At 69.9% G+C, this 15,286-nt stretch carries 13 protein-coding genes and 1 pseudogene; 7 read left to right on the forward strand and 7 right to left on the reverse strand.

What is annotated here, in order from left to right; genetic code table 11:
* Nucleotides 1-131: 131 nt before the first annotated feature.
* The 3 genes and pseudogenes from ACLJPY_RS33710 to ACLJPY_RS33720 form a co-directional block, all read right to left on the reverse strand.
* On the reverse strand, nt 132-893 hold the full coding sequence (locus ACLJPY_RS33710) for an ATP-binding cassette domain-containing protein (RefSeq protein WP_410594785.1): 762 nt from the start codon (nt 891-893) through the stop codon (nt 132-134).
* Nucleotides 890-1,201 (reverse strand): ABC transporter permease subunit, encoded by a 312-nt coding sequence (locus ACLJPY_RS33715; RefSeq protein ID WP_410594787.1) that lies wholly within the window; start codon nt 1,199-1,201, stop codon nt 890-892. The genes ACLJPY_RS33710 and ACLJPY_RS33715 overlap by 4 nt, the downstream gene beginning before the upstream one ends.
* 1,027 nt (nt 1,202-2,228) lie before the next feature.
* Nucleotides 2,229-3,440 (reverse strand): annotated as a pseudogene (locus tag ACLJPY_RS33720) (IS30 family transposase); the annotation flags it as partial.
* A gap of 47 nt (nt 3,441-3,487) precedes the next feature.
* Here ACLJPY_RS33720 and ACLJPY_RS33725 point away from each other — a divergent pair.
* Nucleotides 3,488-3,676, forward strand: coding sequence for a hypothetical protein (locus ACLJPY_RS33725; protein WP_410594789.1), 189 nt, complete (start codon nt 3,488-3,490; stop codon nt 3,674-3,676).
* A 352-nt stretch (nt 3,677-4,028) separates the two neighbouring features.
* Nucleotides 4,029-4,346, forward strand: coding sequence for a hypothetical protein (locus ACLJPY_RS33730; RefSeq protein WP_410594791.1), 318 nt, complete (start codon nt 4,029-4,031; stop codon nt 4,344-4,346).
* Between the two features lie 52 nt (nt 4,347-4,398).
* Here the strand turns inward: ACLJPY_RS33730 and ACLJPY_RS33735 are convergent, their stop codons facing one another.
* The 4 genes from ACLJPY_RS33735 to ACLJPY_RS33750 form a co-directional block, all read right to left on the reverse strand.
* The gene (locus ACLJPY_RS33735) at nt 4,399-6,297 is read right to left on the reverse strand and encodes an MFS transporter (RefSeq protein ID WP_410594793.1); all 1,899 of its coding nucleotides are present in this window, start codon (nt 6,295-6,297) and stop codon (nt 4,399-4,401) included.
* 454 nt (nt 6,298-6,751) lie between these two features.
* Nucleotides 6,752-8,200: an FAD-dependent monooxygenase gene (locus ACLJPY_RS33740; RefSeq protein WP_410594795.1), complete on the reverse strand. Its 1,449-nt coding sequence runs from the start codon at nt 8,198-8,200 to the stop codon at nt 6,752-6,754.
* Between the two features lie 142 nt (nt 8,201-8,342).
* A complete protein-coding gene (locus ACLJPY_RS33745; RefSeq protein WP_410594797.1) occupies nt 8,343-9,134 on the reverse strand; it encodes a hypothetical protein in 792 nt (263 codons plus the stop codon).
* A gap of 192 nt (nt 9,135-9,326) precedes the next feature.
* Nucleotides 9,327-9,674, reverse strand: a complete 348-nt coding sequence (locus ACLJPY_RS33750; protein ID WP_410594799.1) for a TraR/DksA family transcriptional regulator — start codon at nt 9,672-9,674, stop codon at nt 9,327-9,329.
* 320 nt (nt 9,675-9,994) lie between these two features.
* On the opposite strand from ACLJPY_RS33750, the gene ACLJPY_RS33755 reads away from it, so the two are divergent.
* The 5 genes from ACLJPY_RS33755 to ACLJPY_RS33775 all read left to right on the forward strand — a co-directional run bounded on the left by ACLJPY_RS33755 (nt 9,995) and on the right by ACLJPY_RS33775 (nt 15,134).
* A complete protein-coding gene (locus tag ACLJPY_RS33755; protein ID WP_410594801.1) occupies nt 9,995-10,495 on the forward strand; it encodes a hypothetical protein in 501 nt (166 codons plus the stop codon).
* Between the two features lie 292 nt (nt 10,496-10,787).
* Nucleotides 10,788-11,843, forward strand: coding sequence for a hypothetical protein (locus ACLJPY_RS33760; RefSeq protein ID WP_410594803.1), 1,056 nt, complete (start codon nt 10,788-10,790; stop codon nt 11,841-11,843).
* A gap of 124 nt (nt 11,844-11,967) precedes the next feature.
* Complete coding sequence (locus ACLJPY_RS33765) at nt 11,968-12,828, forward strand: SDR family NAD(P)-dependent oxidoreductase (protein ID WP_410594805.1); 861 nt, start codon at nt 11,968-11,970, stop codon at nt 12,826-12,828.
* 10 nt (nt 12,829-12,838) lie between these two features.
* Complete coding sequence (locus ACLJPY_RS33770; RefSeq protein ID WP_410594807.1) at nt 12,839-13,357, forward strand: MerR family transcriptional regulator; 519 nt, start codon at nt 12,839-12,841, stop codon at nt 13,355-13,357.
* A 331-nt stretch (nt 13,358-13,688) separates the two neighbouring features.
* Complete coding sequence (locus ACLJPY_RS33775) at nt 13,689-15,134, forward strand: amidase family protein (RefSeq protein WP_410594809.1); 1,446 nt, start codon at nt 13,689-13,691, stop codon at nt 15,132-15,134.
* Nucleotides 15,135-15,286: the final 152 nt, after the last annotated feature.

A 15,286-nucleotide genomic window follows, 5' to 3' on the forward strand; every position in this document is an offset into this window, starting at 1 on the left:
TTGCGCCGCTCGAGGTCCGACGAGTTGCCGACTGGTGCGCGCCCGCTGCTCTGCGTGCGGTGCGCGGAACACCACGCCGCCGTGCACGGGCCCGAGTCGCCCTGCTTGTACAGTGGCGAACCCGAGTCGCTTCACGCCCCGTCGAGGCGGTACTCCGCGTTCACCAGGTCGAGGAGCTCGGTCACCGAGGTCTCCGCGGCCGGCCGGTCGAAGGTGATTTCGCCGTGCTGCAACAGGTTGATCCGGTCGCAGACGTCGATGATCTGGCCGTAGTTGCGGGCGATCAGGATGATCGCGATGTCGCCCCGGCGTTTGAGTTCCTGCAGCAGGTGCAGGATCAGTGCGCTTTCCTTGGCTCCCATCGCGGCGAGCGGCTCGTCGAGCAGCAGCAGCTTCGCCTTCAAATACACCGAGCGGGCGACCGCGATCGCCTGGCGCTGGCCTCCGGAGAGCATGCCCACCTCGGCCGTCACCGACGGGATCGTGATGCCGATCGAGTCCAGTGCCTCGCGAGCGAGGCGCTTCATCTCGCGGCGGCGCAGGAACGGGATCGGGCGGTGGGTCAGTTCGCGGTTGAGGTGCAGGTTCAGGTAGACGGGCAGGTCGTCGACCATCGCCAGGTCCTGGAACACCGTCTCGATGCCCAAAGACCGCGCGTGCACCACGGATTTCAGCGTGACCGGCTCGCCTTCGAACAGGATGCGGCCGTCGTCGGGCCGGTGGTAGCCGGTGAGGATCTTGATCAGCGTCGACTTGCCGGCGCCGTTGTCGCCGATGAGCCCGAGCACCTCGCCGCGCCGCACGTGCAGGTTGACGTCGGCGAGCGCGGTGACCGGGCCGAAGTGCTTGCCGACCCCTTCGGCCCGGATGACGTCGCCGCCGGGGCCGGTCATGTGAGGTCCCGGGACCCGGCGCGCTTGCGCACCACGATCAGCGTCACGTTGAGCACCATCGCGACCAGGATGGCGGCGCCGAGAACCACGTTGAACGCGTTCGCGCTGACCCCGGTCAGGTTGAACCCGTCGAACACGATGCCGAGCAGCAGTGCGCCGAGGAACGCCCCGGCGACCGTGCCGGACCCGCCGAGCAGCGCCGTGCCGCCGATCACGGCCGACGCGACCGCGAAGAACATCGTGGTGAACCCGCCGTTGGTCGGGTCGTACGAACCGACGCGGGTGCCCTGCAGCGCCTGCGTAACCATCGCAGTCGGGTCCGTGTCGCTCACGCACGGCGTCGCGCCGAAGTCGGTTCCGTACGCCGCGATCCCCGCCGGAGGAGCACCGCTGGATCGACGCGACGCCGAAATTCGCGTGGCTCGACTGACGCGAACTTCCGGGTCGAGCGGTGCGGGGTTAGGTACGTCCTCCGCGATAGAGAGCACCCCTGAGCACCTCTGGCCGGCTCAGCAGGTCCAAGAGATACAGGTACCCCAGAAACCCGATGTCATGGGGTACGTCGCCATCGTGGTGCGCCAGCAGCGTGTTCGTCAGGCCGACGCGCCCCGACCTGTTCGACCCGAACCCGTGGGTGGCGTTGCGCAACATCTCGAGATACTCGCCAGCCGCACTCTCCAGGCTCAGCTTTCCTGCCGCGGCACCGTCGTTCAGGACATCGATCTCGCCGGCGCCAAACTGCCGGGCCAGGTAGAACCCGTCTTGCACCTTGCGCAGCGCCGCCACCGCGCGTTCCGCCCCGGGAAGCAGCACTTCCGCAGCCTCAGCGGGAATCGCAGCGCGCAGCCGATCGAGCGTCTCGGTCGCGAACTGGAGAGAACAGTGTCGCTCGATCGGCCGTCCGGTGAGCCGGTCAAGCGTGTCCATGACAGAGAAGAACAAGACTCGCCGCGCCATGACGTCCCGGTGCGCGGCCTCCATCGAGGTGACCCGCTTGAACAATTGTTCAACGGTGCTGATGGCTTGCAGGTGTTTGACCGGAACGTACTTCGTCGCGTGGTCGGTGAACGTCGCCGGGTCGGTCAAGACGCCGAAGAGGCTGTTGAGCTTCGCTCCCCACCACTCCAGAGCGGCCGAACAAGCACCCGGGCCGACCACCGGCGTCGGCACGGATTCCGTCGCACCGCGGATCGGCAGGAAGTTCAGCATCTCCGCCGCATCCCCCTTGGCCGCCACGATGAACCGCCCGAGACTGTAGACCACAATGCCGAATTCACGAGCTGCGTACAGGTTGCACATCGCCGGGGATGCTGCGCCCATTAGCGGTCCCACGTGGCTCCAGCGGGACAGGTCGGTGCCTTTGGGAAAGTACTGACGGAGCAAGCCATTGGTGTTCTCGTTGGTGCCGCGCTGCCAGGGGCTGTGCGGGTCGGCGAAGTAGACTTCAATGCCGGTGTCGATGCGCAGCTGGGCGTGCTGGGCCATTTCCTTGCCGCGATCCCAGGTCAAGGATCGGCGCAGCTGTTCGGGCAGCGTGGTGATGGCCGAGGCGATCGCGTCCCGGACGGCCTCGGCGCCGCGGCCGGCCAGCGCGGGGCCGTTGTGCACGCGGGGTCCGAGGCCGTGGCCGTCCATGCGGGGCAGGTGCAGCAGCATCGTGAATCTGGTGGCGCGCTCGACGAGCGTGCCGATCGCGGAGCTGTCCAAGCCGATGATCAGGTCTCCCTCCCAGTGCCCGGGAACCGCGCGGTCTGCGGCCTCGGCGGGGCGCTGGCTGATCATCACCTCGGGGGTGACCATCCCGTCGGGGCGTGTGCGGGCGCGAGAACGGGGCACTCGCAGCGCCCGGCCGGTGCGCAGGCAGGCGACCAGCTCGCGTTTGAGCGCGCCGCGGCTCTGGACGTAGAGGGCCTGGTAGATCGCCTCATGTGAGATGCGCATCGCTTCATCATCCGGGAAGTCCACTTTCAGCCGGTAGGAGATCTGCTCTGGGCTCCATGCGTTGGCCCATCGCCGGTCCTGGCGCCGTGGTTTGTTGCGGCCTTTCCACGGCGCTGCCTCTGGCCCTGTCACCGGTGTCCCGTCCGGGCGGCGAACCCGGCCCGCCAGCCGTTCCTGCACGTACTCGTGCAACGGTTCATTGCCTGTCAGTTTGGCGATCTTCGGTCGGCGAGCACGACGCTCGGCATGCCACTGCGCGGTTGACGCCTTGTACTTCAGGTCGTAGGTCCGGGTTGATGCGTTGCGCCGCAGCTCACGTGAGATCGTCGAGGCATCACGCGCGAGCCGCCGAGCGATCTCGCGAACGCCGGCCCCTTGTGCACGCAAGATCGCGATGTCTTCACGCTCGGCGAAAGACAAGTACCGGCCCGACACCGTCGGAGCAAGAGCGGGATTCACACCGCCAGCGTGACGGAACCATCTGAACGCGACCGGCCCCGACACGCCAGCCTCCGCAGCCGCGTCCTCAGTCTTTGCTCCGCGCGCGATCGCAGCCCAGAACCTGACCCGATCCTCGCGCCACGCCACCGTCGGACGTCCGGGCAATCACCCAGGCCCGCGCCGACCAACGTGTCCAATACGACCCGGCCCCCTTGCTGGGGACCAAGGAGCTGATCGCCGAACTCGAAAAACAGCCCGGCAACGACATCACCGCCAAGATCTATGAGGCGCCTGAGGTCACCAACAACGAACTGCCGTTGAAGGCACACTTCACGACGATCAACGTCGACACCCACGCGCTGATTGGCTGGCTCGTGGAGAAGGGCCTGGAAACGACCTGATGCTGGCCCGACGACGCCACGGGGACCCGACCCCACGACGCAAAGCGCGCCGCCGCGAAGAAAAGCCACGATCTTGAGATTGATCATGGGTGACATCGCTGTGAGACAACAGTGAAGCCCCAGGTCCGCGAAAATCAATATGTCACGCGAGGTGAGACCCTACAGTCGGCGGTCCGCGATCCGGCGCCCGAGGCGAGTACGGCGATCTTCTGCCGATCCGGCCCGCCGCAGGCGTCCCCGTCCAGTGCCTGCGCGGGGAGTACCTCACCCACTACGGCATGACCCAGGCCTACAGCCATCGGTACCGTCTGCAGGGCACCCTCTGCTTGTGGACCTGGTTGGGGCGTGACCGTTGACCGCCGCGCTGCCGGGCTGTACTCCTGGGTCCGACAGTGGTCTGTCGGCGCGACCGGCGGTGCATCACAAGCGCTGCTTCAACGAACATCATCATCTTGATGTCGCGGGCCGGACCATGGGCTACGACCATTCGGTCTACGTGCCGACCTTGAGTTGCAACCTGTGTCAGCCACTTGGCTTGTCCAGGTCAACCTGGCTCGAGATCGATCTGCGATTCGCGCACGAGACGCCGCCGACACACACCGAACTCGTGCTGATCGCGAGGCCGCCAAGGGTCTATCCCGTGATCTTGGAACCGTCCCGCCGCCAATGACAGGGGCCGGTGTGGGACAAGTCCTGCTGCAACTGCGCGGTTTCTCTCCGCTTTAATGCCGTGTCTCGATAGGACGCCGCACCGGCGTTGACCAGTCGTAACCGTGTTGCACTCCTACCTGTCTCGAATGTATGTACGAGACATGGAGTTGGTTTTCTTCTCGTCCGGCGGGTGGGAGTCCTGGTATGTCCAGCGGCGGCCGATCATCCCGGAAGGCATGCCCATCCTCGTCGACGACGACTTGGCGTTTGAGGATGCGTCCGGTCCGCGGCCGGCGACGGTGGTGAACCGATGGCTGCGCGAGTTGCCGTCGAGCGGTTGCCCCGCACCGTCCTCGTGGGAGTCGTACGCGCGGGTCCTGCGGTCGTGGATGGAGTTCATCGTCGACGTCGGCGTGCATCTGTTCTACGAGCGGCGCCCGCTCAAGGACGCGTTGAGTGCCTACGCGGTGCATCGGGCGTGTGGCCCGCTCGAAGCCCGGTTCGAGGTGAGTACCTGGGATCGGCACGTCAACGTCCTGTCCTCGTTCTACCGATGGGCGGTCGCGCAAGGGCACGCCCAGGCTGAGCTGTTCTCCCGGTCCTGGACGCCAAGCACCCCGCCGTTGACGACTACGACCTCTCGACGGTCGAGACCATCCTCTGCGGCGCAGCGCCCCTCGGCGAGGCCCTCGGCGCCGCCTCGCCGCCGGGCCGCCCGCCACCGGCGTCTGCGCGCCCCGGCGGCTCAGCTGCCGCCAAACCGGGAAGGCGAGCGTCGCGACGCCCATGGCCACGAAGCCGACGGCGCCCACCAGCAGAACGGTGCGCAACCCCAGCGCCGCGGAGGCCGCACCGGCCAGCAGCGGCCCGAACGGCACACCGATCCAGGCGCTGGCCTTGACCGCGCCCAGGACCCGGGCCTGCAGACGCGACGGCACACGTTCGTAGAGCACCGCGCCGATCACCGGGTTGACCACACCGCCGGCGGTCCCGGTGAAGGCCGTGGCGACCAGGACCGGTGAGAGCGTCGAGGCGAATGCCATGGCGACGTAACGGGGTGCGCCGCCGAGGAGGACTCCGCAGGCGAAAGCGGCCCGGCGGGGCAAGCGCGGACCGAGCCACGCCCCGGTCACGTTGCCGAGCAGTGCGCCCGCGCCCATCACCCCGGACATCAGCCCCAGCGCCGCGGGGTCGTGGAGCTCGTCGTGGATCCACAACGGGACCAGTACCGAGTTCAGGCCTTGGTCGAAGAAGTTGGTGACCGCGACCACCACGGCGATGCCCAGCAGCAGGCGGTCGGCGCGGAGGAACCGGATGCCCTCGGCCAGCTGGGCGCGGTAGCTGGTCGCGGCCTCCGGCCGGGGGGCGGACGCCGGTGGCGAGAGAGCGGCCGGCACGGCAACCGCCACGATCAGCCCGGCCACCGCGAAGGTCACGCCGTTGACCAGGATCACGACCGGTGCGCCGGTGACGGACACGAGCACGCCCGCGATCGGGGGTCCCAGGAGCTGGCCGGCCCTCGTCGCCCCCGAGAACAGCCCGCTGGCGCCTTCCAACGACATCTTCGCCGCTGCGGCCACCCCGGGGACCAGCACGTTCGCGGCACAGTCGGTGACCTTGCGAATGGCCCCGACCACCGCGACCAGCCCGGCCACCACACCGATGTGCAGCGACCCGGTCGCCGACAGGAGCGGAATCGTGCAGAGCGCCGCCGATGCCGCGAAGTTCCCGCTGATGCAGATCCGGCGGGCCCCCACCCGGTCGACCAGCGGACCCCCCAGCGCCTGCAGAGTGACGTAAGGAGCCATCTCGCAGAAGGCCACCACTCCGGTCGTCCCGGCGCTGCCGGTGGTCATCAGCACCAGCCACGGCACGGCCAGGGCCGACATCGCAACCCCCGCCAAAGAGGTCGCGCCGGCGGTGAGCAAGCCGATCAGCGGAATTCGAGAGGCTACTCCCGGCTTCGTCACCTTCGCCGAAATCACTATCGGCCCGGGCTGCCCGAAACCGGCACGTCGAGCACTGGAGTTGCGACCGAGCCCGGTTCGGGCCATTCAAGCGTGCTCGTCATGTCACCGAGTCTAACGGCGCCGAACGCGCCGCGCCGAAAGTCGGCGAGATCGCTCTCAGTGGTTCCGGGTGATCACCGAATTCACCGTTCGTGACGCCGGAAAGGGCCGGCACCACGTGGTCCCGTGCTGAAAGCCGATCGATGGATCCGGGTGCGACACTGGACGGAATCCGTGCCACCGAAGAATCTCCCCGAACAGGAATGTCGATTTCTCGTTGACCTTCCCGATCGACTGCTGGAGCCGCAGCCATTCCGTCTCCCTACCGGTTTCGACCAACTGGCACAATAGCCACGCGAAGCCGTCGAGCCCACGCGCGACCACGTCCACTCGAATCGCCAAGGCGGCTCCGGGGTCACTCGCCGGAAGGGCGGCGAGCCGGCTCCCCGCCGGGACAAGACAGGGTAGTCAGCGCTTCGGGCAGGTCCGAGACAGCCGGCAGGCGGGCGCCGATGTGCCCGTCGGGCCGGACGAGCAGGGCGCCGCCCGGAGGGAGACCGCAGCGCCCGGCCGGGATCCGCTCGACGCGCACCGGCCACGGCCCGGCCGGTTCCCAGTTCGAAGCGGTGAACACGGCGAAGCCGCCGGTGCAGGCGTCGAGCGTCGAACGGCCGGGGGCCAGCCAGAAGTGCGGCATGCGGTGGCCCGGCTCGGTGGCGGGGACGTAACCGGTGCCGGGCTCGGTGAGCTCTGGTGGCTCGAGCACGGCGTCGGATCGGTAGGCGGTCCCGAGGACCAGGCCGAGCTGGGCGAAGTACTGCTCGGACCACGGCAGTTCGCCCGCCCGGGCTTCCCTGGCCAGCCGCGTGTTCGCGATAGCCCGCCGGAGCGTCCGGTGCGCGACCGGGCGCCGTTCCGGCTCGTACGTCGCCGGCAGGCCGGGCCCGGCCCAGCCGCGCAGCACGCCCGCGAGCTTCCAGCACAGGTTGTGGACGTCGGCGATCCCGGCGTTCAGGCCGAGCCCGCCGAGCGGCGGAACCGCGTGGGCCGCATCTCCGGCCAGGAAGACCCGGCCGCGGCCGAAACTCGAGGCGACGAACGCCGTCAACACCCACTGCTGGACGCGCCGGACATCGACCCCGACGTCCGCACCCAGAGCACGCGAGACGTGGCCGGCCCAGTCCGTGTCCGCCGGTGTCGGGCCGAACCAGGCCCAGCCGCCTTCGGGATGGACCGGAACCAGCGAGCCGTGCGGGGTGAAGCACACCCCGGTGGGCTCGAGGTGACCGAGGTCGGCGTCGAACACGACGGTCGTGAAGCTGCCCAGCGGCCCGGGCCCGTCGACGCCGATTCCGAGCAGCTCCCGGACGGTCGAGTTCGCGCCGTCGGCGGCCAGCAGGAACCGCGCCCGGACGCGGCTTCCGTCGCCGAGCACGGCGACGACGCCGTCGGCTTCCTCGGCCACGCCGACCAGGGCCGCGCCGAACCGGACGGGGTCGCCTGCCGCGGCGAGCAACGTCGGTTCCAGCCGGTCCTGCGACGTGACGACGCCGAGCGCGGGCGACTCGGGCACCGGGTCGTGGACGCCCAGCATGGCCGCGGACGCGAGGTCGGGACGGCACAACGCCTCGCGGAACCGGACGCGACCGTATTCCGGGCCGAACGCCCGGGCCGTGATCGCGGCGGCCAGGCCGAGGCCGCGGTAGATCTCCATCGACCGGACGTTGATCAGCCGGGACCGGGGGAACGGCGACAGTTCGGCGCGTTTCTCGACCAGCAGCGTCCGCACGCCCCACCGGTCCAGCAGCGCCCGGGCGGTGAGTCCCACCGGCCCGCCGCCGACGACCAGCACCTCGGCATCCACCCGGCCACCATCGCCGGTGCGGCGGCCGGGCGCAACGTCCGGGAGGGCGGCGCCGTCGACAGTCTCGAGGTGCGGAGGTGTACCCGGGCAGCGGCGTCACGCGCACCGCGAACGCGCCCCGCGCCCGGCTGGACGTGCGGGACTACGCCGGGTTCTCCGCGACGGCGAGGTAGTCCGTGTAGATCTGCGGTGAGCCGGAGAACGAGGCCAGCTGCTTCCACTCCTCGTACATCTGCTTGGTGTCGCGGTGGGCAGCCGCGAACTCCGCGGCCTCGCCGGTGGCGATGTCGGGCTCGGGGTAGAAGACGTCCAGCGCGTCCAGGCTCGCGATCTCCATCATCATCACGTACTGGTCGAGGCGGTTGCCCCGCTCGCCCTTGAGCACGTGGAACCGCCAATCCGGGTAGTCGTCGATCCGGTGGTGGTTCTCGGCGATGAACCGGTCGAACACCTCCTCGGTCACCCCGGCGCGCAACGCCAGGTTGTGGATCCCGACGACCCGGGCGATGGGCTCCTCCCCCGGGCGGTCGCGGTAACGGGGACCGGGCGTGACCGTGCTCCGCGGATTGTCGGCCAGCAGCCGGTAGTCGGTGAACAACGTCGGCAGCTCGGCGAACGTGCCCAGCCGCCGCCACCGCGCCAGCACCTCCTCCGCCTCCGGGTGTTCCGCCCAGAAGCGCCGGGCCGGCTCGGTCTGCTCACCCCGGGCCGTGACGTAGCGGTCGCGCTGCTCGGCGCTCTCGATCTCGGACAACACCAGGTACTGCCCGGTCCGCTCTCCACGCAACCCGCGCAGCAGCGTCCACCGCCACCCCGGGTACAAGGGCAGGTGAACGCCTTCAGCCCGCACGAAGGTCTCGAACTCTTCCGGCGTCACACCGGCCTCTGTGTCGATGGCGATGTAGTGGAAGGTGAACACCGACGAACGTCCCATTGAGCGTCCAATCCTGTGCCGGGAAAGGGATCGCGCGTCCGACCAGCGCGACTCCCCTGCACCACATCCTGCCCGCTCCCGAGCAACGGTGCCCGCGAGCCCTCCCCCACTGGACGCGATCCGACGGGTCCCAGTCCACCTCGCCCTGGCCGACCCCGCGGAGGGATAGCGGTCGCAGGAGGTTATGGGTCGTCACCTGCGGTTCGCACAGGCGATGCAGATCCGCGTGGCCGGCAGGGCGAGCAGCCGGTCCTCCGCGATCGGACCGCCACAGCGTTCACACACTTCGTAGACACCGGCGTTCACCCGTTCGGTGGCCTTACCGAGCGCCGCGAGGTCGTCCTGCGCCTGCCGCAGCAAGGCCTGGACCTGTGCCCGCTCGAAGGCGATGGTCGCGCCTTCGGGGTCGTGTTCGTCGTCGCCGCTGTCGAACTGCGACGCCGCCACGATATCGTCGTGTTGCCGCGCCAAGGCCGTGACCAGCCGCTCGGTCTCGGCGCGAGCCCCCTCGATCAACTCCGTCGCGACACGCTTCTCCACGCTTCCGACGATACGCCCGGTGCTCTGTGGCCTCCGCTGTTCGGATCGGTCGAGGAAAGAACTCACTCGCATACGAGTACGATAATTACAAGATGCAAAAATTGCCCGCGACCATTCGGAGCATTTGACCGCTCGGCAGAGCTTATTTGCAGCAAGATCGACAAAAGAGCCACAAACGAGTTTGTAACGCGTTCATGATCCTCTACGAATGCACGACCGTGAAAACCTCGAATATGCGACTGTCCGCAGTTGTCGCAGCGGTGATGATCTGCGGCGGCCTGGAAACAGCGGTGAGCCTTCCCGCCGCTCAAGCAGCCTCGGTGGAACCGCTGTGCCCCGAAGAGGGGTGCGGCGGCGATCCCGGCGACCCGGGTGACCCCGGCGTGCCTCCGCCCACCACACCCCCGCCGACGACCTGCGCCAACCAGGGCACGCCCGTCTACAGCGGCTCGACGACGTCCTACACCCCCGACTGCGGCACGGGCTACCGCGTCCACGCCTACACCACAGTGCTGCGCTGGGACTCCTATTCCGGCGGCAGCCCGGTCAAATCCGCCCGGGTGCAGAGCTACATCCGGTTCGAACGCAACAACGGCGACGGCCTCGACGCCCGCAACACCCGCGTCTCCTGCCACGACACCTACGGCGGCTCCGACTCCGACCACGAGGACAAGGCCACCAAGACCACCGTCACCTACAACACCGGCAGCGTCCCACCCGGTGCGGCGGTGACCGTGACCTGTGAACAGCAAGCCACCTACAACAACGTCACCTACTCGACCACCACCGTCCAGACGGTTTACGCACCCCACCCGTACTGATCGGCCAGTCGTGATCCGCAGTCCCGCACAGTGACCAAGTGACCGTCCGGCGGCCTGGCGTCCAGCCATATCCGGCTCACCAGGCCGCCGGACGACCGGTCATCATTGCCGGTAGGAGGCACCTGCGAGCATCGGCGTGGACGCCTAGGTCGCTTGACGGACCCGACTACTCGGTGCGATCGTGGACTCCCTTTCCGCAGGGAGGCACGCTATGCGTGTGGAGCAACGGCCGTCGTCGGGGCAGGTCACACCGGTCGCTCCACGGACCGCCGACGGACGGAGGGCGTCGTCGGTGCGCCGGCCGGCGCCCGCGGAGCTGGTCCGATCACCCGCCCTGTCCGCCGCCGACGTCCTCGCGCTCCAGCGAACCGCCGGCAACCGGGCCGTCGGACGTGCCGTGGCGACGGTCCAGCGCTTCGACCCGGCCGAGTACAAGATGACCGTCCAGGATTCGCAGCGCAACCTGCTCCGGCGCGCGCTGGACGTGGTCATGGAGTCGCCGATCTACCTCCGGTTGGCGGCCAAGATCCGCGACGAGGGCGGCTGCAGGGTCGAACTCGATCCCCACATGGCGACGGCGGCCAACTGGCACCTCCCGACCCGCACCATCCGCATCAACCCCACCAAGGTCGAACAGGCCAAGATGGTCATCGCCGGGGTCCTGGCGTTCGAGCTGGCCCACGCCGACAAGGCGGCCACGTTCGCCGCACTCCAGGACGACGTGCGGACGGGAAAGGTCGACACCGCCGCCGAGTACGGTAAACGGGCCGAGACGATCGAGTACGCGTCGGCGTCGCTGCGGGCCACGGCAAGTGCCGAGATGATGAAGTCGGGCGCCTGGAACCAACATGTCGACCCGCAATTCCGCCATTTCCTGCCGGAGGGCCAGGAGCTCGACTACGGTCCGGGGCGTCGATTCATCGGTACCGGACTGTGGTTGACTTTCGAGGGTTTCTACCGGACGCAGCAGGACGTCGGCCACACCAAGATCCTGATGGACAAGTTCCCGGACCTGCCCGCCCGCCACGACTACCTGGGCAGTGAGGCGGGCAAGCGGGCGGAGGCGCTGAAGCGCTACCGGGAGCGGCAGCAGCAGCGGGACGCCGAGCGGGAGCCGGGTCCTCCCGCCGCCGCGGAGACCGGAACCCGCGGCGTCGAGGGGCGCTCCGCCCGGACACCCGCCGCCAAGCCGGTCCAGACGACGGACCCGTCGACGCTGCTCGATCCCGGTGAACTCCAGCGGTTCTGGAGCAGGAAGCCCGAGGACAAACAGTTCCGGGGCCAGGACGGCCGGCAGTACCGCCTGTTCGCGGCCATCGAGGGCACCTACTACTTCAAGCCGGTCTGACCCGTGTCCGCGAGTACGGCGGTGACACGCTGCCGAGATGGCAGCAATCGCCCCGACACCCTCGCCATCGTGAGCAAACCTCGCCGTTGCGTTCGAGCGCGCTCGAAGCTTTAGCGTCGCCGGCATGACGACACAGACCTGGATCATCACCGGCGCGACCCGCGGTCTCGGGCGCGCACTGGCGGAATCGGCGCTCGCGGCGGGCGACAACGTGGTGACCGCCGTGCGCCGGCCCGAGAGCGTGGCCGACCTGGCGGCCGAGTACCCCGACCGCTGCCTGGTCGTGAAGTTCGACGCCCGCGACACCGCCGCGGCCGCGGGCCTGGTGAAGGACACCATCGACCACTTCGGGCAGCTCGACGTCCTGGTCAACAACGCCGGCCGCGCGGTCGTCGGCGCCGTCGAAGAGGTCAGCGACGCTCAGCTGCGGGAGCTGATGGACCTGCACCTGTTCGGCCCGGCTGCCCTGGTCCGCGCGGCGCTGCCCGGCATGCGCCGGCGCGGGAGCGGGACCATCGTGCAGATGAGCAGCCAGGGCGGGCGGCAATCCTTCCCCGGTGTGTCCGCGTACTCGGCGTCGAAGTTCGCGCTCGAAGGCTGGTCGGAGGCCCTGGCGGGCGAGGTCGCCGGGTTCGGGATCCGGGTGGTGCTCGTGGAGCCGAGCCGGTTCCGGACCGGGTTCAACGAGGCCGACGTGCTGGAGTTCGCGGAGCCGTCCGAGGCCTACCGCGATGTGCTCGCCACGGTGCGCGCGGACATGGCCGGTGCCGACGGCCGTCAGGAAGGCGACCCGGCGCGGGCGGCGGACATCATCGTGTCCCTCGTGCACGGCGACGACGTGCCGCTGCGGCTGCCGCTGGGCAGTGAGGCCGTCGAGCGGCTCACCCGGGCCTACCGGCGCGACCTCGAAGGCGTCGAGCGGTGGGCCGAGACCGCCCGCAGCGCCGATTTCGCCGACGTCCCGCCCTCGTCGCGGCCGATCTAGGCTGGACGGCATGGCCACGGACGAACTGCTGACCAGGGCGCTGGCGATGCTGGGCGAAGACGACGTGTCGGTCGAGGCGATCCACCGGCTGACCGACGTGGGCGGGCTGACCGAGCCGATGACGATCGCCGAGGTCGCCGACATGCTCGACATCTCGCCGCACACGCTCCGCTACTACGAACGCGCCGGGCTCGTCGAAGTCGGCCGCGACCGCAGCGGATACCGCGTCTACGACGAAGAAGCGGTGCGGCGCCTGGTGTTCCTGACCCGGATGCGGCTGTCCGGGATGCCGATGCGCGACCTGCAGCACTACATCGAGCTCGTCGACGCCGGGGAAGACACCGTGCCCGAGCGGCTCGACATGCTCGTCGAGCACCGCGACACCATCCGGCGGCGCATCCGCGAGCTGACGCTTTCCCTCGCCGCCACCGAGTACAAGATCGCCACGTACGGCGGCTCGACCGGACCGGAGGTGACGGCCGAACGCCATCGCGACGAAGCACCCTGGAGCGGTTCCGACGGGCCGTAGGGACTCGGTTTTCGCCCGGCGGCGGCGTTGTCGACGGATTGCAACCCGCCCGTGCCACCGTGGCCGGAGCCGGACACCCATCCGGCTCCGGCCACCGCCGGCGGCCCGCGTGAAGGGGGACTGCTTTGCCCGATTCCCTCGACCAACCCGGAATTGTCCGCTTCGCCCGCCCACGAGACGCCGTCGTACCGCAGCTTCGGCACGGGGCAGTTTGCGAGGGCGAAGCCGCCTCGATTCTGCCTCCCCGCGTTCCCGGCTGCCGCGGAACGGGCGCTTATCGTCTGCGCATGCGCTGTAGGGAAACGGAATCCGGAGCCATCGGGAGTATCCGGTGACGGCCGGGCGGGAGTGGCCGAGCCTGCCCGCGCTGCGCAGGTCGCTCGGGGCCCGGCAGGAGACCAGCGTGGCCCTCGTGCGCCGGTGCCTCGACCGCATCGCCGCCGTCGACCCGCTCGTCCGCGCGGTCATCGCCGTCGACGAGGCCGCACTCGACGCCGCCGCCGAGGCCGACCGGCTCACGGCCGGTGGGGCGCCGGGCGGTCCGCTGCACGGGATTCCCGTGCTGGTGAAGGACAACATCGACACCGCGGGCCTGGCCAGCACGGCCGGTTCGCGGCTGCTGGCGGGCACGCCGCCGGAACGGGACGCCGAGGTGGTGCGGCGGCTGCGCGCCGCGGGGGCCGTCGTGGTCGGGAAGACCAACCTCTCGGAATGGGCGAACCTGCGCTCGGTGCACGGGATCGAAGGCTGGTCGGCCGTCGGCGGGCAGACCGGCAACGCCCGGCTGCCCGGGCACAGCCCCTGGGGCTCCTCCGCCGGCTCGGCCGTGGCCGTCGCGACCGGGATGGCGCCGCTGGCGCTCGGCACCGAAACCGACGGCTCCATCGTCTGCCCCGCGGCCGTCAACGGCGTCGTGGGCGCCAAACCGGAGCCGGGCCTGCTCCCGCTCGACGGCGTCGTGCCGGGCTCGGCCGCGCAGGACGCCGTCGGGGTGCTCGCCACCCGGGTGGGCGACGCCGCGATCTGCCTCGACGTGCTCGCCGGCGGCGGGCTGCTCGGCGAGCCGGTGCCGCTCGCCGGACGGCGGCTGGGGCGCTGGCAGCCACCCGGCATGGACGCGGCCGCCGAGCGGGTCGCCGACGGCTTTTGCGCGCGCCTGGCGGCCGCCGGTGCCGTCGTGGTGCCGGTCGAGCTGCCCCTCGACGCGAACCTGCTCGACGACGGGGTGACCGCGCTGATCGCGGAGCTGCGCCCCGGGCTCGAGTCCTACCTGCGCTCGCGCGGCGGCGTCCCGGCGACGTTGCCCGAGCTGATCGCGGCCAACCGGGACGACCCGGTGGAACTGAGCCTGTTCGGCCAGGACCTCTTCGAGGCGGCCGCCGCGGTCTCCCCCACCGACCGGATGGTGGCGCGGGTGCTGCGCGAACGCAGCACCCGCCGGGCCCGCGCGCTGATCGACGGCCTGCTCCACGACCACCGGCTCGACGCCGTCCTCGCCCCGACCGGCCCGCCGGCGTGGCCGCTCGACCACGCCGCCGGCGACCGTCCGGTGCGCGGCAGCTCCACCCCGGCCGGGCTGGCCGGCTACCCGGTGGTCTCCGTGCCCGCCGGGTTCGACGGCGCGCTGCCGGTGGGTGTCTCGGTGTTCGGCCCGGCGGGGACCGCACGGACGCTGGCGCTGGCCGAGGCCGTCGAGCGCGCCGGCGGCCCACCGCGGGCGGCCGGCGCGTGGCCACGGCACGTGCGCGCTCTTCATCCGACACCGCGAACCGGGTGAATCATTCCACCCATTTCCGGATTAATCGCGAGGAATGTTGTCACCGGCCGACAATTTTCACCGTTTCGGCTTTTACGCCGGAATTCGATCATTCACCGGCGGCTGCGGGCGCAATTACCGTCGTCGGCGGGGGCGCCCTCTGGCAACGTCGG

The organism is Amycolatopsis sp. lyj-23, assembly GCF_046549135.1.
GTDB lineage: Bacteria > Actinomycetota > Actinomycetes > Mycobacteriales > Pseudonocardiaceae > Amycolatopsis.

Bases quoted from the DNA above. Each gene is read 5' to 3' on its own strand.
- ACLJPY_RS33710 (WP_410594785.1), bottom strand. From the start codon at position 893: ATGACCGGCCCCGGCGGCGACGTCATCCGGGCCGAAGGGGTCGGCAAG.
- ACLJPY_RS33715 (WP_410594787.1), bottom strand. From the start codon at position 1,201: ATGGTTACGCAGGCGCTGCAGGGCACCCGCGTCGGTTCGTACGACCCG.
- ACLJPY_RS33745 (WP_410594797.1), bottom strand. From the start codon at position 9,134: ATGGGACGTTCGTCGGTGTTCACCTTCCACTACATCGCCATCGACACA.
- ACLJPY_RS33765 (WP_410594805.1), top strand. From the start codon at position 11,968: ATGACGACACAGACCTGGATCATCACCGGCGCGACCCGCGGTCTCGGG.
- ACLJPY_RS33770 (WP_410594807.1), top strand. From the start codon at position 12,839: ATGGCCACGGACGAACTGCTGACCAGGGCGCTGGCGATGCTGGGCGAA.